Raw genomic sequence first — 21,911 nt, forward strand, 5'->3', positions numbered from 1 at the left:
TGCGACCAACATCAAAACATTATACCGCATTATGAAACAATTAAAGATTAACCCAAGTATCACAGATCGTTCTGAAGAGTCGCTCAATAAGTATCTGTTAGAAATCAGCCATATCCCTATGGTCAACACAGACGAAGAAGTGATACTCGCCCAAGCCATCCATGCAGGAGGAAAAAATGGAGAGAAGGCCAAGAACAAGCTTATCACTGCCAACCTCCGTTTTGTTGTTTCTGTCGCCAAACAGTATCAAAACCAAGGAGTGCCCCTTACCGACCTGATCAACGAGGGCAATATTGGCCTTATCACAGCCGCAGAGCGGTTTGACGAAACCCGTGGCTTCAAGTTTATTTCTTACGCTATTTGGTGGATTCGTCAGGCAATCCTTCAGTCCATTGCTGCCAATAGCAATATGGTGCGACGTCCTCAGAGCCAGATAGGAATCAGTAGTAAGATAAAGAGTGTCACGAACAATTTCCTCCAAAAGAATCAACGGAAACCATCTGATGCCGAACTCAGCGAAATCATTGCTTTGGAGACTGACAAAATCAGGAAGGCCATCCTCTCTGAAGCACATATTAGCAGCATAGACGCTCCCATCAACGAGGATGAGAGTTCCACAATGCTTGACACACTTGTGTCAGGAGCAGACTACGATGCAGACAGAACCGTCGATTATGAGTCGATGCAAAGTGATCTGATGCAAACGCTTAGCGCGGTTCTTAACGACAGAGAGCGAACAATCGTTATGCAGAGTTTCGGCATAGGCTGTCACGAAAGAGCACTCGACGATATAAGTTCCGACCTTGGGCTTTCTCGCGAACGTGTCCGTCAGATTCGCGAGCGTAGTCTTGACAAGGTGCGTAAAAGTAGAAAGTCGAGATTCCTTCTTAGACACTTAGGTTGAACCGCATGGAAAAGAAACACCGATCGTTGCCGACGTTCATGGTCGGCATACGACCAGTGTTTTTGCTTTTCAAAAACTGTAATACTGTAACTGTAACGCAACATTTTTGCGTTTTACTGAAAAATGCCGTTTTCGGCTCTTTTCTTTACAGCACAGAACATCTTACCCATGATCTTACCACAGATTCAAGCCCAATAAACGAATAGTGCTCCACCTATCTGCCTTATATTCAGCAATATACAATAACCGCCAATATTTATACTCCAAAATTAGACTTTGTAACGTATTGATACACAGAGAAATGTAACAAGGTGACGGACATTTCCATCACAAGTTGGCGACAAGTGGAACAACCTATTGTTTTTCTTCGTACCTTTGCACCGTGGTTCAAGAGAGAATCACTTTCGCCTCAACATTCCGTCCGCACACAGACGTGGGCAACTTCTAATTAAGTCACCAGTGAATCCGCATTAAATCCCAGAATTTGGGGATAACGATGGGACAAAAATGGGAGAAACAGGCTACTGAAAGGGAGAAACCTCACGATGTGGGAATGGGTGCGATATTGCTAATTTATTGATAAAAACATACTGGTCGAGAAAACGAAGGATGAAATCTAAGGATAAGATCCAAGAAAATAATATGGCAATTCGTAATGGGCTTCTCAAGAAGTTGTGTGGATCGCCAGAACTGTTGACTTTCAAAACCGTAAAATGGAGGTATCGCGATAAGCGAGAAGATGACATAGGAACACACTCGCAAAAGTGACAGTCAACAAAAACAGATCAGACGATACCATCGGTTCAAGCGTTACAATATAACAGTTTCCATAAACCGCACAACGGATTTGCAGATTTCTTTATTCCTCCAATTTTGCGTTTCAAGGCGTTACAGTTACAGTATTACAGTTTTGAAAAACCAAAAACAGGGCGCGTCTTATGGCTTTATCTGATCTGCCCGATTCCAACCACTACCCGATAGCAGAGGACTCATCCTGATGAGATTACTGTTTCTTGCGAAAATCCAACGACAGTCAGCGAATTGTCGGGAAACTGATGGGAGAACAGCAATACTGTTTCAGACCGTCCCTGCCATGTGCAACTTCTTGATGTTCAGTTGGTTGGATTTGCTGAGTCCTTGTTACTCTTCCACTCCGTAGGAGATACACCATACAGTTCGCGGAAGGAATTGATGAAATAGGAGAGGTTTTTGAAACCTACACGGGCGGCGATCTCGTTGACGCGCAGCGTGGTCGTGGTGAGCAGCTTCTCGGCTTGTCTGAGCCGGACGTTGCGAATGAAGATGCTGGCTGACTGGTTGGTCTGGTCTTTCAGCTTGCGGTGCAGACTGGCACGGCTGATGCCTACCTCTCGGCATAGCACATCGACGGAGAAATCGCTCTCGCTGAGGTGGCTGTTGATGGATGCCATGACGCGCTGCATGAATATCTCGTTGGAATCTTCTGTCTCGACTGCCTCCAGCTTGTCGTCTTGCAACTGCTTGCCGTGATAGGTGTTGTAGAGTTGCTGGCGGAGGAGAATGAGGTTGCTGATGCTCTGTTGCAGGATCTTGATATTGAAGGGTTTGGTGATATAGGCGTCGGCGCCGATGCCAAGACCTTGCAACATGGATTCTTCGTCGGCACGGGCGGTGAGGAGGATGATGGGGATGTGGGCAAACTGGATATTCTTTTTCAGCTTGCGACAGAGGGCGATACCATCCATCTCCGGCATGGTGACATCGCTGATGATGGCATCGGGGGCATAGCGGAACACGAGGGCAAGGGCTTCTTTGCCGTTGCGGGCTTCACGGATGTGGTAGCTGGATGAGAGGGCACTGCAGAGGTAGTTTCTCACTTCATCATCGTCTTCCACGATAAGCAGATGGCGGGAGGTGTGCGACTTCTGCAGACTGGCGGGAGCGGTTTCCTGCGCCTCGTTGCTCCTGATCGGACCGATGGGTTCTTCCTCTGTGGCTTGCGCTGCGAGATGCTGCAGACGCTCGGCATTGCGGAGCATCAGCCGGTAGGTGGCTTGGCGGTCGGGGTCTGCATCGGTGTCGATGAGCTGGGTCAGCGGACTGATGATGAGCGACATCGGAGTGCGTATCTTGTGGGAGATGAGGGCGAGGGCTTTGACCTTCTCGCGACTCTTGATCCAGAAGAATACAAGGGCGAAGATGAGGAGGAGGAGGGCGGACAGCAGGAGACGCGTCAGCCAACTGTTCCACCACGGACGACGGATGTCTATCTCTACCTGTTTCACTTCCGATCGCTTGCCGTTGTACTCCACGGCATAGCGGAGGATGTGGCTGCCTGCATCGAGATTGCTGAAGGTGACCAGGTGGCCGCCTTCGGGGATGGTGGCCCATGGCTCGTCGTCTAAGGAGTAGGCATAGGTGCACTCGGCAGGAGCATCGGTCTCTTCGGACGAGAGTTCGATGCTGAACGAGTTGTTTTCGTAGGCTATGCTGAAATGCTGCGACTGGTAGATATTGTCGGTCATGACGGGTCCGCCGCCGGTGAGGGTTCGGGTGTTTGCCGGCACATTGTTGATATACAGGGCTGTGAGGCGGGGGTGGAGCACGTACTGATGGCGGGCAATGGCGGAGGGCTGGAAATAGGTGATGCCGCCGTGACCGGCAAACCATAGTGTGCCGTCGGTATCTTTCAGCAGGGCTCCTTTCGAGAACTCGTTGCCTTGCAGTCCGTCGCTGACGGAATAGTTGGTGAAGATGTTGCCCAGCTCGTCGAAGCACGACAGACCGGCATTGGAGGAGAACCAGATGAGGCCGCGCTCGTCTTCGCTGATGGCAAAGACGGAATTGGAGGGCATGCCGTCGGAGGTGGTGTAGGTCTTGGTGTGGTCGCCATCCACCACAAGGAGGCCGTCGGATGTGCCTACCCACAGTCTGCCGTGGCGGTCTTCATGGATGGCATAGACTATGCGCTGCTCGCACAGGTGGCGATGCGTGGTGATGTTGTATATGCCGTTGAAGGTGCCTGCCAGCACATGGCCGTTTGACAATACATAGAGGCAGTTGACGTATTTGTTGATGACGGGACTGCTCACCCATGAGAGCGATTTCTTCTGCATGTCATAGCAATAGACACCATAGCCCATGGTGCCGAGCCATATCCTGCGGTTGCGGTCTTCTCTAATGGCAAAGACGTTGGCTTGTTCGGGAAGTCCGGGCACGGGGGTGAACACACCGCCTGTGCCGCTATAGCAGGGGTAGCCGAACGACCCGATCCACGTCCGGCCGTCGGAGTCTTCTATCACGCTGTTGATGATTGGGGGGACGCCCTGAACAAGGTGTTGGGACGATGATCCGTACAGACGATAAAGACCATCGCCATCGGTGCCGACCCACAGACCACCGTCTTTGCCTCGGCATAGCGACAGGATGCAGTGAGAACCGATGATGTTCTTCTGTGTGGTGCGCGAACCGATGTAGCCAAACATGCTTCTGCGCTGGGAAACCATGACAACGCCCTTCTGATACAGCGCTATCCATAGGTTGCCCCTGTGGTCTTTCTCTATATGGCGCACCTTCTCCAAACTTTGAGAAAAGCCTGGTATGTCGAGGGGATAGTCGCTATAGGTGTGACGTTGCTCGTCGTAGAGCTTGAGCCCCTTACTGTCGGTGCCAAGCAGCAGGTGGTTGTTGTCGTATCTCATGAAGGTACGGACGTTGAGCTCGCGAGGCAGTGAGGCTATGATCCTGTTGGGAAAATAGGGCTTTTCCGTCTGGCGCACCTCCACCTTCTTATTGCCAGACGTCAAGATCTCACACGACATACCGCCTGCACCATAGAGGCGGCCGTCGGGAGCAAGGTGCATCACATTGATGCTTGCATTCATCGGCCTGCCATCGGGAAGGGTGGCGAGAGGGGAAAAATCGTCGCTGTCGTATCGGTAGATTTGCACGCCTTTATAGGTGCCGACAATGAGATTGCCGTTGGCATCGGCAATCAGCGAACTCACATAGTTGCTGGCCAGCGAATGGCAGTCGCCCTTGCGGTGCTTGTAGGTGGTGATTTTCACTCCGTCATATCGGTTTAATCCGTCCTCGGTGGCAATCCATATCAATCCGTATCGGTCTTCATGCAGGAAGGTCACAAGACTGCTCGTCAGGCCTTTCTCCGTGGAAAGAAAGGTGAAAGCCTGTCCACTGGCATGTACTGCAAGGAGCAGCAACAGACTGATGGATGCTCCGATTCTGCCAAGGTAAGCAAACGAAAGATGTGATGCATGGACGTAATCCATGATATATTTTGGGTGATTCATGCCTATTCGTTTCAGGTTCGTACGGATTTTGATGGGCAAAGTTAGTGAAAAATGTATGAAAGGGCAAATATAATTCGGCTTTTTCCAACGGAAATGTTGCAAGTTATGTGGAAATGTTGTAAATTTGCAACCTCAAACAACAATATCACTCGGGGTTGACTGGATTTGACAGCGGGCTGAGATGGTATGTAAGCATGCGGAGTGACGACTGTAAACTCCATAATCCATTCGGTCAAAAATTTAATTGGCGAAAACAAATACGCTCTCGCTGCCTAATCGAAGTACAGTAGATTACTGGCTTAATTCCCTTACTAGGTGAGGGAACGAGACATCGCTCTTCTGGATGTTGTTCCGAATCAGGAAGGTATAGCGGTGCAGGATAATCGGAAATAGTCTGCGTGGAGCTCCGACAGGCAGATGAAATTCAGGAGATAAGGTCATGATTGGTGGTCCAGGTCTTGTCATGATTCGAAAAACAAAGGCTGGAATAAGCATGTAGAAAGCATATGGTTTCCCTGTTTGGACGAGGGTTCGACTCCCTCCAGCTCCACTCCTATGAGTTCCAATCGTTAACAACTAATGGTTGGGACTTTTTTTATGAATATGGACCGAACAGCAGACTGCTGGCATGACGGGAAATGGATTTTCAGACGGAGATGCAACATAAAGATATCATTCAAGGGTTTCGCGACGGTACTCCCATTGCCATGGGGTATTTTGCCGTAGCTTTCTCACTGGGCATCATTGCCAAACAGGCTGGACTGACGGCGGCAATAGGATTCGTAAGCAGTTTCTTTACTCGTGCATCGGCTGGCGAATATGGGGTATATACGCTTGTGGCTGCTCAAGCGACATACGTAGAAATCGTTGCCATGTGTCTGGTGGTCAACTTGCGCTATATGCTGATGAGCGCTGCGCTCTCGCAGAAGATTGCCCCTGGAACGTCGTGGATGCATAGGGTGCTGATGGCTTGCTGTGTCACCGATGAGGTATTCGGCATTTCTATTGCGCGTAAAGGCTATTGCCCACCGGCTTATACCTATTCGGCGGCATGGGTATCTACGATGATGTGGGCTTCGGGATGTGCGGCTGGTATTGTGGCTGGCGGAATGTTGCCTTCTGCGATCGTTGCTGCGCTTAGCGTGGCGCTCTACGGTATGTTTCTTGCCGTTATCATGCCCGTTGCTCGCAACGACCGTTATGTACGCTATGCTGTTGCTGCGAGTTTTGTGTTGAGTGGTATTTGTAGCGTGGCACCGGGGATAAGCGGGTGGAGCAGTGGAACGAGAACCATTGTGCTGACCATTCTTATCTCGGCTGTTGCCGCTTGGTGGAAACCTGTAAAGACGGAGGAGCAATATGGACAGGCATAATATCATCATCTGCATCCTTTTGGCCATCATCACTACGAATATGATTCGCGTGATACCGATGTTGCTGATCAAAGGACAGATCAACAATCGTTTTCTGCGCAGCTTCCTTTATTATGTTCCTTATGTCACGTTGGCGGTGATGACCTTCCCTGGCATCATCCAGACTACAATGTCGCCTATATCGGGCCTTGTTGCTCTTATAGTTGGCATTGTTGCGGCTTGGCGGCGTATGGGACTCTTCCCAGTAGCTGTCATTTGCTGTACTATCGTCTATCTGCTGGATTGCCTGATTCTATAGTTCTGAATGGGAAAGCAAGAAATCGGTCATTAGGATTATCATCAACCCTAATGACCGATTTAAGTTTTATCCCATCCTTTTACTTGGTTTCCTGAGAAATACGGAACTATTGCAAGAGGATGGATTGAATGATGGTGGCTGAAGCTCCTGTACTTCCTGTGTGTTGCAGATGGAAACCGCCATAATGGTTGGGGTGGGGCATGGTGGCGGTCAGCGTTTGTTCCTGTAGTGCCACTGAATCGGACGTTGGAGTCACAGGTGAGGATGCTATAGTAGCGGTCAGCTGACTGTCAACAGATTGTAATGTGATGGAACAACGGCCCTTGAAAAGGTCACAACGGGTGCCTTCTGTCAATGGGGTGACTTGACCATTGGCATATTCCACAAGACTGACTACTACGGAATGGTCGTAGTCGGGGGTGCGCTGCAGTCGAAGGCCATAGCCGGTGAGTGTTCGGGTGTCGAACTTGATGCAGATGTCGAGATATTGTGTGGTGGCGCTGCCAAAACCTTGACCGCCGCTCTTGCAGGGAACAACAACAAGATGGCAACGCTGATTGCCTACAGAATCATGCCCTTCTGCGGGGGTGTACATCATGCGTGCGCCCTTTTGCAGTTGCATCAGGCCCCAGCAACCTTCTGCACCATCTATGCCTTCTGCATATCCCCAACTGCTACGCGTATTGTCGGCAGTCCAGTCGCGGTCCATCGTGTCAAGTGGCTTGTAGCAGTCGAGTGTCCATTGCCCACTGATAATGGCGGTCTGCGGACCGATGGCAAAGGGTGGCAGACTGACGGGTAATGCTGCGGTAGGTTGCGGCACGTTGAGGGGCTTTCCATTGAGGGTGCAGCCTGTCATTACACAGCGATGACGAGGATCCGGACGCTTGGTCCATTCGATAGTCAGCATAGGATCGTCGCTGGTCCAACGACAGTCGGTCATACTAACGGGACCGCTCGCCTTGGTCAGATATTGGGTGCCCTTCGTCTTGCTGTGTAGGTCGCAGTCAATAAACGTCGCACCTTGGATGCCGTCGGTAGTGTAAAAGGGTTTGCTGCTGAATAGCGTAAAGCGACACTGACGATAGATGCCAGTTCCGCAGAGAGCATCGTCGGTACATTCGAAATAGCAACGCTCGAAATTGGTGTGTGGTGCTCCGACAAACGGGCAGAGGTTGAGGCGTGAGATAAAACGGCAGTTGGTCAGGGTGTAGCGGTCACCTTGGCAGATGGCCAACTGTGCCTGTACAATGGCGTTTCGTCTTTTGGCGCGGTTGAGCTTTGGATTGCGGGGATATTCAAGATCGACATTGCAATAGTTGCCAAAGGTGATATTGTCGGCTTTGAAATCAGATCCGATAAAGTGGAACATGGTGAAGTTGCCATCTGCACCTTGGGTTTGTCCGCGGTTGCATGCCAATACTACGTCTTCGGCTTTGTCGCTCATGCCTATCATGTGCACTCTGTTGATGGTTACTTCGCAGCCGTAAGGGGTGGTTTCGCCTTTGCGAGGCATGCGTATGGCTTTATCGTCGGGATTGTCAATCCAATAGACAGAGGGCTCGATATAGATTTCTGTCCATGTCGTGTCGGTTGACGACTTTTGTTCGGCGGCACGTAGCGCTTCTTCAATAGTGCGGAATGTGTTTCGTCGAGCATTGGTAGGTTTGCTTCCCACCAGCAGTCTGTGCTCGTTGGTGGTGAGGGTGTTGCCTTGATAGGTGAAGCGCGTTTGCGCCTCTGTGCCTATACTGACGGCCAGTCCCATCAGAAGCAGTAGTTTGTTTGTAAAGTGTGACATGTGTAGATTGTTTTTATAGTTCTGTTGTAAGTTGTTTCAGTAGTGATTCGCAGGAGTCTTCGAGTAGTTCTATCACCAGTTCGAAGTCGCGCCCGTCTCCGTAATAGGGGTCGGGGATGGTGGCATTATTGTGGTGGCGCAGAAAGTCGGACATCAGTAGTATTTTCGATTCGTCTTCTGCGCTACGGGCTTTGGCTTTGATGGCTTTGAGGTTGTCGTGGTCCATGCCGATGATATAGTCGAAACGGGCAAAGTCGTCGCTTGTCAGTTGGCGAGCTCTTGTGCTGAAGTCGTAGCCATGGCGTGTGCCACATCGTCTCATTCTTGCATCGGGCAAGTCGCCCACATGCCAAGGACCTATTGCTGCTGAGTCAATGATGAAATCGTCAGTCAGTTGCTGTTGGTTGACGAGGTGTTGGAATATTCCCTCTGCTGCTGGTGATCGGCAGATGTTTCCGAGGCAAACGAATAGTATTCTCTTTTTGTTCATAATGTTTTTATCTTATAATGATGATGTGGATGTTGTATGCTGAAAATCTGTTGTGGTATTATATATAATATGTACGCGCGTATAGAGATTTTGTTGTGTTAGTATGGGAGTTTTCGTGCTGTTTCTGTGTTTGCATGATAGCTTTGTGTCGTTTGTTTGATATAAACAATAAAGCCTGCAAGTGTTGAAACTTGCAGGCTTCGGTTTAGTTGGGTGCCCGGTGGGACTCGAACCCACGACATTCAGAACCACAATCTGACGCTCTAACCAACTGAACTACGGGCACCATCTGTGCTCTCATCTGGAAAGCGAGTGCAAAGGTACGTGATTTATTCGAGATTACCAAATAAATCGCGCACTTTTTTACACTTTAGCTTTATTTTCTTCCAAAAAGGAGCGTTTGCGCGATGCCTGACCGTCTGCAAGGCTTATTTTGCAGGAGCGGCAGGTGCAGGAGTTTGTGCAGGAGCAGCAGGTGTTTTGGCATCCTGTACTGGAGTTTCAGACTTGCTTTGGCTGGCACCGAAACCTGGCAATGTGTTGGGGTTGGCTGTTGATTTCTCAACATTCTCCATCACGGAGCTGTCGGTAACGGCAGTAGGAGCTACCCATGCGCATACGATGCTGAAGAACACCATTGCGATAGCAAGTCCCCAAGTGGCTTTCTCGATGAAGTCGGTTGTCTTGCGTACACCGGCCAATGAGTTGTAGGAAGAGAAGTTTGATGAAAGACCACCTCCTTTAGATTCCTGGATCAGTACGACGAGAATCATCAGTACTGCAGCCAGGAGGATCAGAATTACAAATAATGTGTAAAGTCCCATGTTGTTTTACTTTTTGTTTTTATTACTGTTTATTATTAATTTCTCTAAGAATCTTATCTGGTCGGCAAAGTATGCGTTCTTTCCTGGGAATTGCGTGCTGAGCCTTTGTATGATGTCGAGTGCCTTTTGGTAGCGTCCTTGTTTGATATAGATGCGTGCCAAGGTCTCGGTGAAGAATTCTTCTTCGTTGTCGCTGCTTTGCTCTGCTTCTGGTTTGGCATTGGCGGGTTGTGCTGCTTGTTGGCTGTTTCCTTCGCCGTTGTCTTCTTCGTCGGCTATATTGTCGCGCATATCGCCTAATGCAAAGCGTCCTTGTTCTTTTTCAAGGAAGTTGTCGATGAGGCTTTGTCCCTGCATCTTTGGCAGTTCGTTTCCTGTTTGTTCTTCCTCATCTTCACTTTCCAGAAGATACGCTACGTAATCGACGGTAGCGTCTGCTGGGGTGGGGCGTCGTTTCTTTTTCTCTGCTTCTGGCTCCTCGCTCGGAATGGATCCAAGAAAGGTGTCGATGAGTGCGATGGTGCGGTCGCCATCGGGTGCTGTTTCAACGGGCTTCGCTTCGTGATTCCAGCGGTAGTGTGCGCCTTCCACCACATTGAACAGCGTGCGTCTGTCGGTGATATATACTGCTGATCTGCGCAGTTCCTCATCGAATGATGGGTCGTGGAGCAGATAGAGGTTCTGCAGCATCAGCAATCGGATGGTCTGGTAGTACGGGTGTAATGCCAGCATGGCTCGCAACTCATAGAGTGTGTCGCGGTCCATTCTCTCCGGATTATTGATGAGCTCTGCAATATTTATCATGCTTTAAACCTTTTGTGTTAACGGTGACTTTACCAGTTGGCCACTGTGGCATTGAATATCTGTTCGCAGAGTTCTTTCGACATTTGTGTCACGAGTTCCTCCTGTACGGAGTTGAGTGACTTTGTCGTTTCGTATGTTGCCGAGGCCGTAAACTGGCGCTCGAAGTCTTCGTTGTGGTTCACATTGTTGGTGAAACGCACATTGACCGTCATTGAGAGTTCGGTCTGTGCAGAATATCCTTCAGCAGAAACAGATTTGTTTCGCTGTTGGTATTGGGTGATTTCGCCTTCTATTTTTAGGTCGCCGTTGCGCTTTACCTGTTGCAGACGGGTGTGGTTTGCAAACTGGTCTTTCAACTGATTGTTGAATAATGGTCCCATCGGGCCCCATACATAGCTGGAACGTATAGGGAAATCGGCTATCTGGATGCTTTTAGTTTTTGAATAGTCGATGCTGGCACCATTGAATTTGTAGCTTACCGAACAGGCGCAGAGCAGCATGAGTGCCACAACGGCAATTCCGCGAAGCATAGGAGCTGCGAGGTGTCGGATGGTGGTATGTGTGAATAATGGTTTCATGCTCTGTTATTTCTGTTTTGTTATTTGTTGTTGGATGGTTTGTCCAGTCCGTATTGCTTCAGTCTGCGGTAGAGAGTTCGGTCGCTGATGCCCAGCTCCAATGCTGCTTTTTTTCTGTTACCTCCATTTCTTTCCAGAGCCTTTTCCAGTGCCTGTCGACTCCAGTCGTTGAGATTGAGGTTTTCTGGCTCTTTCTCTGGCTCAACATATTCTTCTGCCTCTGCGACTTCCATTCTTGGTTGGATGGGCTGTATGGTATTGATGGTTGCCAGTTGTGTGGTGGCAATACCGGTTGTGTCATTCGCCGGTGTGGGCTGTCCGTCGTTTATTTGTTTTTTCAGCGTGCTTATCTCTCGTCGCATATCGTTGACATTACTGCGAAGTTCGAAGAGTATTTTATAGAGAATCTCTCTTTCGTTTTCGAAGCTATGATCATCCTTTGTGCGGATAGTTGCCAGTTGTGTGGTTTCCTGATCCTGTGGGATAAACCGCATGATAGCATCTGCTGTGATTTGCCGGTCGGTGCTGAGTATTGAGATTTGCTCGGTGATGTTTTTTAATTGTCTTACATTGCCAGGCCATTTGTATTTCATCAGCACTTGTTTTGCTCCTTCGGTCAGCACAACCTTTTCCATGTGGTATTTCTCTGCCATCTGCATGGCAAAGAGACGGAACAGCAAGATGATGTCCTCGCCGCGTTTGCGGAGTGGTGGCATTTGAATGGGGATTGAGTTGAGGCGGTAGTAGAGGTCTTCGCGGAAGCGTCCCTCTGTAATGGCCTGTCGGATATTGACGTTTGTTGCAGCTACGATGCGGACGTCGGTTTTATGCACTTCGGTAGCTCCTACTGGTATGTATTCTCCTGTTTCGAGCACGCGTAACAGTCGGGCTTGGGTTGCCAAAGGCAGTTCTCCTACTTCATCGAGGAAGAGTGTTCCTTTGTTTGCCACTCCGAAATATCCCAGTGAGTCGTTGATGGCTCCTGTGAATGATCCTTTCACATGTCCGAAGAGTTCAGAGTCGATAGTGCCTTCTGGAATAGAACCGCAGTTGATGGCGAAATACTTCTCTCTGCGGCGTGGTGAATTGTCGTGTATGACGCGTGGTATGATTTCTTTTCCCACTCCGCTTTCTCCAACAATAAGCACGCTTAAGTCTGTCGGCGCCACTTGTAGTGCGACGTCGAGTGCATGGTTCAGACTTTCGCAGTTGCCTACGATGCTGTAACGTTGTTTGATGGTCTGTAGTTCAGAACTCTTCATTTAGCGGACAAAGGTACTAAATAAATCTGACATTATGGCATATCTTGCTGAAAATTATCGCTCTTCTTGTGTTTTGCGGTTGATTTTTATCATCAGCAAGCCTATTCCTGTCCACACCAATTCGCGTATGCGTACGATGAGTGCCACAAAGATTCCTGCGGATGCTGTCATTCCCAGGCCGCCTGCCGACATGAGGAATCCGCCTTCGCGTCCTCCCAACTGTAAGGGTATGAAGAACAGTAGGTTGGCGAACAAACTTGTGAATGCCAGTATGAGAATACATTGCAGATAGTTGGCAGATGGCGTGATGACCAACAGTACGAAGAATATTTCCAATGCTGATGCGATGCGGCAGGCCAGCTCCAAAATGACGGCTCCTACGAAGGTGTTTTGGTTTTGGTTGTGGAGTGCGGCAATCTGCTTATCTACTTCGTGTAGTCGTTCGGCATTGCGTTCCACGAAAGGTTGTGCCCAGCGTTTTACCAAGGGGAAATGGCTTAGTAACCGCATGAGCCATACGGTGATACCGCGCTTGTAGCCTTTCAGGAAGAACCAAATGGCCAACAGGCAGAATGTGGCTATGATGGGTAATAGAATCCACATCAGCGTGGTCATGGGTTGTGTCAGTATGTAGAGTGCACATGACAACAGCCAGAACCAGAAATGGGAGAAGATATGGGTCATCGTGTGTAGTATGACTGACGAGGTGGCCCGTTCGGTTCCGATTTTTGGCTTGAGCATCATGATTTTATAGGGTTCGCCTCCCATTAGTCCACCTGGTGTGGCATAGTTGAGTGCAAAACCGCTAATGGTCACTTTATATAGCCACCAGAATGGTGTGGGTTTGCTATTCCCTGTGTTGGATGTATCTTTCGTTGTCTTTGGCAAGGGTGCTATTGCGCTGTTGTTGTTTGGGTTCTGTTCTTCTTGACTTTTGACGATAAGCCACCATGCTGCCGTATTGAACAGGTATAGGAATGCCCATAGTACGATGACAGCTACGGCCCAATATCCTGCCCGTTGCAGTCCTGCCCATGTTGCAGCAAAGTCAAGTTGTGTCACCATCAAGGCGAGCACAATGAGTCCGAAGATGAAGAATCCGTTTTGCCAGTGCTTACTCATTTATTGCTTGTTGTTTGTCTTCGGTCTTGCCTTTTACTTTGGGAATAGCAAAGCGCACTTTCTCGCTGTCGTCGCGCTTCTCGTGGTAGAGCTTGGGTAGTGGGTTCTGCATGGGTTCGTCGTAGAACTGTCGGTTGCGGAACACGTCAATAGCGGTGTAGATGGCTTGACGGAATGAGTTCTCGTCGGCTTTGCCTTGTCCTGCAATATCGTAGGCTGTACCATGGTCGGGTGATGTGCGCACGATAGGTAGTCCTGCGGTGAAGTTCACTCCGTTGTCGAGGGCGATGGTTTTGAATGGTGCCAATCCTTGGTCGTGATACATGGCGAGGACGCCGTCGAAGTGTGAATAGGCTGCGGTTCCAAAGAATCCGTCAGCAGGGAATGGTCCGAAAGCTTGTATGCCCTTCTTCTCCAGTTCTTCAATGGCAGGGATGATGATGTCTTTCTCTTCGTTGCCCAACAGTCCGTTGTCGCCGGCATGGGGGTTGAGTGAGAGTACTGCTATGCGTGGACTGGAGATTCGGAAGTCGCGTTTCAAGCTGAGGTTGAAGATAGAGGCTTTCTCTACGATAGCTTCCTGGGTGATGGCTTCTGCTACGTTGCGTATGGGCAGATGTGTGGTGACGAGAGCCACTCTCAGGTCTTCATTCATCAGAATCATCAATGCTTTGTTTCCTTCTCCCACGCAGGTCTCGATGTATTCGGTATGTCCGGGGAAGTGGAATCCTTCACCTTGTATGGTGGCTTTGTTGATTGGTGCGGTGACGAGTACGTCATATAAGCCTGAGCGATAGTCGGTCATGGCGCGGTCGAGTGCCATTAGTGCGGCCTTTCCAGCCTCTTCTGAAGGTTGTCCGAGCTCTACTTTTACTTCGTCGTCGAAGCATGCTAATATGTTGAGCTTACCATCGCAGGCATCCTCAGCTCGTTCTATGATGTTGAAACTGGTTTCCAAATTGAGTGCTTTACGGTGGTAGGCGGCCAGTTTTGGCGAACCGTATACGATAGGGGTACAGAGTTCGAGAATGGTTGGGGTGGCAAATGTTTTGAGGATTACCTCGTATCCTATGCCGTTTGTATCTCCATGCGTGATAGCCACGCGAATCATTTTATCTTCCATTGTGTGAGTTTGTTATTGTGTAAGTCTGTTAAAGTCGTTATTGTGTAAGTCGTTATTGTGTGGTTTGCTTTTCTTTCTTGTTCTGGTGTGCGGTGGAGAGTAGTCCACAGGCTGCAAAGATGTCTTGTCCGCGGCTGGCGCGTATGGTGGTAAACACTCCGTGTTGTGTCAGATAGTCGCGTAGCTGTTCCATGCGAGTCTCATTGGCTCCAGGCAACTTGACATTTGGGATTTCGTGAAAACGAATCAGGTTGACGCGACATTCCAGTCCTTTTACCAAGTTGATGATTGCTTTGGCATGTTCCATCGTGTCGTTGAGTCCACCGAAACAGATATATTCAAACGAGCAACGTCGCTGATGTGAGAAATCGTATTGTCGCAGCAGTTCTACCGTTTCTTCGATAGGCATTGCTTTCTCTGCAGGCATCAGTTGCAGACGCTGTTCGTGGAGTGGCGAGTGCATGGATATTGCTACGTGGCAATCGCTCTCGTCGAGGTAGCGCTTCAACTTGTTTCTTACGCCCACCGAACTTACTGTGATGCGTTTTGGACTCCATTGGTATCCCCAGTCTGCGGTCATTATTTCGCATACGCGCAATATGGCATCGAGGTTGTCCATCGGTTCGCCTTGTCCCATAAACACAATGTTTGTCAGGGTTTCGGCCTCTGGCATGGCGTAAATCTGGTTGAGGATGTCTGCCACGGTGAGGTTGCCTTCCCATCCTTGCTTGCCCGTTTGGCAGAATAGGCAGTTCATCTTGCAGCCCACCTGGCATGATACACAGATTGTGGCTCGGTCGCCATCGGGTATATAAACGGTTTCAACAAACTTCCCTTCTCCACAACTGACAGGAAATAGGTATTTTACAGTACCGTCGATACTGCGTTGGCAATCTATGGGTTCCCAGACGCCTACTTCGTATTCTTCAGCCAGCCGCATACGGTTTTGCTTCGAGATGTTGGTCATCTCGTCTATGCTTTTGGCATGTTTCTCGTAGAGCCATTGGGTTATCTGCTTAGCGGTAAATGCTGGCATTCCAAACTCAGCGACCACAGTCTTGAGTTCGGTGGGCGTCAGTCCGAGCAGTCTTTTTTTTGTTATGTCCATTCTTTCGGGTTGCATTATAGCTTGCAAAGGTATGAAAAAATGTCGAGAAAGACGAATTCTGAATTACCTTTTATATTCTTTTTACTGCTATTTTTGTATAAAGGGGGTTCTTTGCATATTCTCTTAAATGATTTATTTGTGAATTTTATAGCAGGTAACAACCATTTTTCGATGGAAGATTTGTTTTCCGGACTACAATATTTGTTGTTTCTGAAGAATAAAATTGATTGTTTATTCGCGTGCGCGAGAATAATGGCAAGAAATCACCATTTGACAACAATAATTCTGTAATCAGGCATCATGATAGTCGTTAATTTACTATGGTTTGTTCTTTGTTGGTTTTATGTGTTAAGTTATTGTGTTATAGTATGATGTACTTTTTTGTTGTCTGATAATTGCTTACTTGACGTATCTTCTTTTCGAGCGCGCGTGAAAAAAGGCTTATATGATCATGCAGTTAGGATTCGTAGGTGGATAAACATTACCCTTAATCGCTTATTTGAGTTCAACATGCTTAATATGTATCTGGGTAGTAGCTCCTATCTGACTCCCCCTCCATTAGTAAGTTTTTGGGACTTACTTGGAACTTACTTGGGACTTGCTTCGTACATGAAAAGGATAGAAATATATCCCGACGGCATCCCGAATACATCCCGAAGCCGAGCCGTAAAATGTATTTTGGGCTATGCCTTTACTTCGTTCTTTAGTTCGGAAATAAAAGAAAAACTTCGTTTCTCTTTGTATTTCTCTCGGTTTGCACTACCTTTGTAGAAAATAAATAAAAAAAAAGAAAAATGAGACAGAAAATAGACTGCTTCGTGGCTTGCCACTCACTTGCGGATATTGCCGAAAAAGTGGAACAACTACAGCAAAGCACAACAGTAAGCAATATATTTCTTTTAGTCAACGGAGACTTGGCTGAACAACAGCCACCCAAAGGATGTACACTCCTTCGTGTGGAAAACCTCACCAGTAGTGCATTGGTGAAACAAGTGGCGCAACATGCTTCCGCTCCCTATGTCATGCTAAGCGTGAAACCCAATTCTGGAACTTTAGGCAACGTCGCATTGGAACGTATGGCGCTGGCAGCAGAAGATACCGGAGCCGTTATGGTTTATAGCGACCGCTGGCAAATGGAAGAAGGTAAGCGTACCGCACATCCCGTGATCGACTATCAAGAGGGTTCTCTACGCGACGATTTCGATTTCGGTAGCATCTGGCTGTTGCGCAACGAAGCCTTGCAACAATATATGACCGATGGACCTTCTGCCGACTATCAATGGGCAGGACTCTATGACTTGCGATTGGCATTGAGCCGACAAGGACTCTTGTTCCACCTCAACGAATATCTCTATACCGAAGACGAAAGCGATTTGCGAGCATCAGGTGTCAAGCAGTTTGACTATGTCAATCCTGCCAACCGCGAAGTGCAGATAGAGATGGAACGCGCCTGCACAGCACATCTGCGTGCTGTCAACGCCATGGTGGATACTACACAATACGAAGATATCGACTTCCAAGAACAGGAATTTGAGGTTGAAGCCTCGGTCGTTATCCCGGTTTTCAATCGTGCCAAGACCATCTGCGATGCTGTGAAGAGTGCATTGGCACAGAAAGCCGACTTCAATTTCAATGTGATTGTGGTGGACAACCATTCGACCGACGGTACAGGACAACTCCTGGCGGATATGGCAAAGGCCGATAAACGCCTCGTGGTCATCACTCCAAAACGTCATGATCTCGGTATTGGCGGATGCTGGAACGAAGCAATCAACAGCCAATGGTGTGGACGCTTTGCCGTACAGCTCGATAGCGACGACCTCTATTCGTCACCCGCTACGCTGAAAACTATCGTAGAAGCATTCTATAAGCAGAAGGCAGCCATGGTGATTGGTTCCTATCGCATGTGCGACTTTGAACTCAACACCTTACCGCCAGGACTTATCGATCATCACGAATGGACTGACGAAAACGGACCAAACAATGCACTCCGCATCAATGGACTCGGTGCGCCACGCGCCTTCTTTACCCCATTGCTCCGACAGGTGCAGTTCCCCAATACCTCGTATGGCGAAGACTATGCTCTCGGCTTGATGTTCTCGCGCCACTTCCGTATCGGACGTATCTTCACCGAACTGTATCTCTGCCGCCGTTGGGGGGGCAACTCAGACGCAGCACTATCTGTAGAGAAAATCAACGCCAACAATCTCTATAAAGACCGTCTGCGCACCATGGAATTGAAAGCACGCCAGCGGATGAACCAAGGACTGCACGACAGGATGGAGCAGTCTGCTCTGATGCGCTTCTTCAACCGACAATTGGCCGTGTGGGATGAAGTGTGCCAACGCTATCGCGAACTGACAAGAGTAGAGACTCGCGAACTGTTGGCCGACAATCTCTCGCTCCAAGTGCAATGGAATCCAGCGCGCATCCGATCTACAGGAGCGAAGATTGATGCTAAATCGTTGGCAGAAAGACCTTGCTTCCTCTGTCAGAAGAACAGACCCAAAGAACAGATGCACCATACAATCGATGGCGATTACGAACTCTTAGTCAATCCGTTCCCCATCCTCCCCATCCATTTCACACTACCTACCTTGCGCCATCAGCGACAAGCCATCCTGCCTATGTACGATGAACTGCTCCACCTGGTGTGCCAGCATCGTGATTTTACCTTATTATATAATGGACCGAAATGTGGCGCATCGGCACCTGATCATGCCCATCTGCAAGCCATCTGTAGCGGTAAGTTGCCGTTGCAACGTTCATGGCAACGACTCAGTCGCAGCTTGATAGAAGTGGTGAGCGATGGTGAAGAGGGCATCTGGCAGATACCCGAATATCCCGCAGCTGCATTCCTCGTGCGCAGCCATTGCGAAGAGCGAGGCTGCCAGTTGTTCCGTCGCTTGTATGACAGTTTGCCGATGCAGGCAGACGACACCGAACCGATGATGAATATCATAGCATGGAAACAAGGTGACGCAATCCTCTCTGTCGTATTGCCACGCAGAAAACATCGCCCAGACTGCTATACTGCAACAGGCGAACAACAATACATCATCAGTCCGGGTGCCGTAGATATGGGGGGACTCATCATCACACCACGTGAGGAAGACTTCCGTAAACTGACTCCAGAAAAGGCATCAGCCATCCTGCAGGAAGTGACTCTCACCCCCGATGAGGTGGCAGAAGCCATCCGCAAGATGAAAGAGGCAAGAGTCTCTACATCAACACAGAAGGAACACGGCGTACAGCCTGATGTCACCGTGGGAATTGTAAGCGGACAGAAAATCGCCTTTGCTCTCAACGCACCATATATGGCAAAAGGAGAACTCATAAAAGGCGAACAGGTAGTGGAATTTTCTGAAGGCGGAATCCTATGGCGAGGCATGCAATATCGCGAACTGACCTTCACACCACAAACCCCAACAGCGTCGTTCTCGCTCCATGATGTGACCATCGGTGTTAATTTCCATTGGGAACGAAAAGAGACACAGGTATTCCTCGGCACACTACGCCTTGTGGTCGAATCTGATAAGATAACAGCCATCAACCAACTGCCTGTGGAACGCTATCTGGCCAGCGTCATCTCCAGCGAGATGAAGGCAACGGCTGGTGTGGAACTGCTGAAAGCTCATGCCGTTATCTCCCGGTCATGGCTCTTGGCGCAGATGCGCAGACGGGAGGAAGCTGGACAACGCAAAGATGGTTTCTTCTCGTTTGTCAAGAAAGACGACGAACTCATCCGCTGGTACGACCGCGAAGACCATACCATCTTCGATGTTTGTGCCGACGACCATTGCCAACGCTATCAAGGCATCACCAAACAAACCAGTCCGGCTGTAGAACAAGCCTTGCAAGCCACACGAGGACAAATCCTATGTTATGGCGATGAAATATGTGACGCACGATTCTCGAAATGTTGCGGTGGAGTGACCGAGGAATTTCAGTATTGTTGGGAAGATACTCCGAAACCATATCTCGTTTCAGTAGAAGACCCCTTCTGCAACACCAACGATAAGGCCGTACTGGAACAAGTACTCAACGACTACGATCAAGAGACCAACGATTTCTATCGCTGGACCGTGGAGTATTCTACAGAGAAACTCTCCCAACTGGTCAGCGAGAAACTCAAAGAAGACTTCGGCACCATTACCGACCTCATTCCTTTAGAGCGAGGCAAGAGTGGACGTATATGGAAACTCAAAATAGTGGGTACGAAGAAAACCTTCACTATCGGTAAGGAACTTGAGATACGTCGGACCCTCAGCGAGAGCCATCTCTATAGTTCTGCCTTCGATGTAGAGAAAACTGAAACAGGCTTCCGACTGCATGGACGCGGTTGGGGACACGGCGTCGGACTCTGTCAGATAGGAGCCGCCGTCATGGGACAACAAGGATATAAATACGATGAAATACTGCTTCACTACTATCGTGGAGCCGAAATTAAAAAGATATACTGATGTTACACAACAAACGAATGTCGCCGTGGACATGGGTTCCATCGCTCTATTTTGCCGAGGGAGTGCCTTATGTGGCTGTGATGACCATCTCACTCATCATGTACAAACGTCTCGGCTTGTCAAATGCCGATATCACACTCTACACTTCATGGCTCTATCTGCCATGGGTCATCAAACCGCTCTGGAGCCCGTTCGTGGATATACTCCGATCCAAACGCTGGTGGATAGTGGCGATGCAACTGCTCATCGGGGCAGCCTTGGCTGGTGTGGCGTTTACCATACCAGGTCCATGGTGGTTGCAAGGGTCGCTATGTTTCTTTTGGTTGATGGCGTTCGGTAGTGCTACCCACGATATTGCTGCCGACGGTTTCTATATGCTCGGTCTTGACCAACACGAACAGGCATTCTTTGTAGGAATCCGCTCCACCTTCTATCGCATAGCCACTATTGTGGCATCAGGACTGTTGGTAGGTCTTGCCGGTGTGTTACAGGTCCTCACTCGTAGTATTACCTATGCATGGAGTCTGGTATTTTATTTCATGGCAGGACTCTTCATCGCCTTATGGCTCTACCATAGTTGGGTATTACCACGCCCCAGCGAGGATAGCGATAAAGTGCGTCGTACTATGCGCCAGATAGCAGATGAGTTTGTGGCCACAGTGGTGACATTTTTTAGAAAACCGCAGATGTGGGTGGCTATCTGCTTCATGCTATTCTATCGTATGCCTGAAGGACTGTTGGCTAAGGTGTCGGCATTGTTCCTTGTTGACTCCGTACGCAATGGCGGACTCGGTCTTTCCGATGTGGAATACGGATTAGTGCAGGGCACAGTAGGAATCATCGGACTGACCCTCGGTGGAATACTCGGTGGAGTAGTGGCAAGTCGTGACGGATTGAAACGATGGCTCTGGCCTATGGTAATGGCGATCACGTTGCCCGACCTTGTCTATGTCTATCTCTCCTATGCCTTACCCTCCAATCTGTTGATCATTGATATATGCGTCTTTGTTGAGCAGTTTGGCTATGGATTCGGCTTCTCTGCCTATATGCTATACCTTATATATTATAGCCGTGGCGACCATAAAACTTCCCACTATGCGCTGTGTACTGCCTTCATGGCTCTGTCGATGATGATACCGGGCATGTTTGCTGGAGCCCTGCAAGAGGCTGTGGGCTATCCTGTGTTCTTCCTCATCGTGATAGGGACTTGTTCGCTGACTTATATCGTGACGTGGTTTTTGGATGTTGATCCCGAATTTGGTAAGAAACAATCCTAATTCGTAAGAATACAAAAAAGAATAGAAAGCGGCAGGATTTCCCAATCGTGCCGCTTCTTTATTGATTGTGTTAATAATGGAAAAGAAATTTTGAAGTGGTACTCGTACAGCCACTTCATGCTTATCATTTGCAAAGATAGCAAAATTTAATCAAATACCCATGAAGAAAATTGTGAAAAAATCTATTCTATGATA

The 21,911-nt window shown here is 48.8% G+C and carries 16 protein-coding genes, 1 tRNA gene and 1 other RNA gene; 7 read left to right on the top strand and 11 right to left on the bottom strand.

The window, feature by feature from the left end; translation table 11 throughout:
• Positions 1-31 precede the first annotated feature (31 nt).
• Both CIK89_RS11075 and CIK89_RS13955 read left to right on the top strand, forming a co-directional pair.
• Positions 32-904, top strand: a complete 873-nt coding sequence (locus tag CIK89_RS11075; RefSeq protein ID WP_094391431.1) for an RNA polymerase sigma factor RpoD/SigA — start codon at positions 32-34, stop codon at positions 902-904.
• 642 nt (positions 905-1,546) lie between these two features.
• A complete protein-coding gene (locus CIK89_RS13955) occupies positions 1,547-1,672 on the top strand; it encodes a hypothetical protein (RefSeq protein ID WP_256387831.1) in 126 nt (41 codons plus the stop codon).
• 344 nt (positions 1,673-2,016) lie between these two features.
• Here CIK89_RS13955 and CIK89_RS11080 read toward each other — a convergent pair whose 3' ends face one another.
• Positions 2,017-5,193 carry an AraC family transcriptional regulator gene (locus CIK89_RS11080; RefSeq protein WP_094391432.1) on the bottom strand — a complete coding sequence of 1,059 codons (3,177 nt, stop codon included), beginning with the start codon at positions 5,191-5,193 and terminating at the stop codon, positions 2,017-2,019.
• 151 nt (positions 5,194-5,344) lie between these two features.
• Between CIK89_RS11080 and ssrA the strand changes: the two genes are divergently transcribed.
• From ssrA to CIK89_RS11095, 3 genes are all read left to right on the top strand, one after another.
• Positions 5,345-5,746, top strand: a transfer-messenger RNA (tmRNA) gene (gene ssrA / locus CIK89_RS11085).
• Positions 5,747-5,849: 103 nt separating this feature from the next.
• The gene (locus tag CIK89_RS11090; RefSeq protein WP_254046254.1) at positions 5,850-6,566 is read left to right on the top strand and encodes an AzlC family ABC transporter permease; all 717 of its coding nucleotides are present in this window, start codon (positions 5,850-5,852) and stop codon (positions 6,564-6,566) included.
• Positions 6,553-6,864 carry an AzlD domain-containing protein gene (locus tag CIK89_RS11095; RefSeq protein ID WP_094391434.1) on the top strand — a complete coding sequence of 104 codons (312 nt, stop codon included), beginning with the start codon at positions 6,553-6,555 and terminating at the stop codon, positions 6,862-6,864. Before CIK89_RS11090 ends, CIK89_RS11095 begins: the two co-directional genes overlap by 14 nt.
• A gap of 106 nt (positions 6,865-6,970) precedes the next feature.
• Here the strand turns inward: CIK89_RS11095 and CIK89_RS11100 are convergent, their stop codons facing one another.
• The 10 genes from CIK89_RS11100 to rlmN form a co-directional block, all read right to left on the bottom strand.
• Positions 6,971-8,665 (bottom strand): hypothetical protein, encoded by a 1,695-nt coding sequence (locus tag CIK89_RS11100; protein ID WP_144007413.1) that lies wholly within the window; start codon positions 8,663-8,665, stop codon positions 6,971-6,973.
• Between the two features lie 13 nt (positions 8,666-8,678).
• Positions 8,679-9,155, bottom strand: coding sequence for a low molecular weight protein-tyrosine-phosphatase (locus CIK89_RS11105; protein ID WP_094391436.1), 477 nt, complete (start codon positions 9,153-9,155; stop codon positions 8,679-8,681).
• Positions 9,156-9,367: 212 nt separating this feature from the next.
• A tRNA-His gene (locus tag CIK89_RS11110) sits at positions 9,368-9,441 on the bottom strand.
• A gap of 142 nt (positions 9,442-9,583) precedes the next feature.
• Positions 9,584-9,979, bottom strand: coding sequence for a preprotein translocase subunit SecG (gene secG / locus CIK89_RS11115; RefSeq protein ID WP_094391437.1), 396 nt, complete (start codon positions 9,977-9,979; stop codon positions 9,584-9,586).
• A gap of 6 nt (positions 9,980-9,985) precedes the next feature.
• Positions 9,986-10,780 carry a hypothetical protein gene (locus tag CIK89_RS11120; RefSeq protein WP_094391456.1) on the bottom strand — a complete coding sequence of 265 codons (795 nt, stop codon included), beginning with the start codon at positions 10,778-10,780 and terminating at the stop codon, positions 9,986-9,988.
• A 32-nt stretch (positions 10,781-10,812) separates the two neighbouring features.
• Positions 10,813-11,313: an LptE family protein gene (locus CIK89_RS11125; RefSeq protein ID WP_094391457.1), complete on the bottom strand. Its 501-nt coding sequence runs from the start codon at positions 11,311-11,313 to the stop codon at positions 10,813-10,815.
• Between the two features lie 68 nt (positions 11,314-11,381).
• Complete coding sequence (locus CIK89_RS11130; RefSeq protein WP_094391438.1) at positions 11,382-12,623, bottom strand: sigma-54-dependent Fis family transcriptional regulator; 1,242 nt, start codon at positions 12,621-12,623, stop codon at positions 11,382-11,384.
• A 54-nt stretch (positions 12,624-12,677) separates the two neighbouring features.
• Positions 12,678-13,745 carry a lysylphosphatidylglycerol synthase transmembrane domain-containing protein gene (locus tag CIK89_RS11135; protein ID WP_094391439.1) on the bottom strand — a complete coding sequence of 356 codons (1,068 nt, stop codon included), beginning with the start codon at positions 13,743-13,745 and terminating at the stop codon, positions 12,678-12,680.
• Positions 13,738-14,868, bottom strand: a complete 1,131-nt coding sequence (gene pdxA, locus CIK89_RS11140) for a 4-hydroxythreonine-4-phosphate dehydrogenase PdxA (RefSeq protein WP_094391440.1) — start codon at positions 14,866-14,868, stop codon at positions 13,738-13,740. The genes CIK89_RS11135 and pdxA overlap by 8 nt, the downstream gene beginning before the upstream one ends.
• A gap of 52 nt (positions 14,869-14,920) precedes the next feature.
• On the bottom strand, positions 14,921-15,976 hold the full coding sequence (gene rlmN / locus CIK89_RS11145) for a 23S rRNA (adenine(2503)-C(2))-methyltransferase RlmN (protein ID WP_094391441.1): 1,056 nt from the start codon (positions 15,974-15,976) through the stop codon (positions 14,921-14,923).
• Between the two features lie 794 nt (positions 15,977-16,770).
• Here rlmN and CIK89_RS11155 point away from each other — a divergent pair.
• Both CIK89_RS11155 and CIK89_RS11160 read left to right on the top strand, forming a co-directional pair.
• Positions 16,771-20,439 (top strand): DUF4922 domain-containing protein, encoded by a 3,669-nt coding sequence (locus CIK89_RS11155; RefSeq protein ID WP_094391443.1) that lies wholly within the window; start codon positions 16,771-16,773, stop codon positions 20,437-20,439.
• Entirely contained in the window at positions 20,439-21,716 is a 1,278-nt protein-coding gene (locus tag CIK89_RS11160) for an MFS transporter (protein WP_094391444.1), read from the top strand. The genes CIK89_RS11155 and CIK89_RS11160 overlap by 1 nt, the downstream gene beginning before the upstream one ends.
• Positions 21,717-21,911 lie beyond the last annotated feature (195 nt).

This window comes from Prevotella sp. P4-119 (assembly GCF_002251345.1).
In the GTDB taxonomy this organism is placed as follows: domain Bacteria; phylum Bacteroidota; class Bacteroidia; order Bacteroidales; family Bacteroidaceae; genus Prevotella.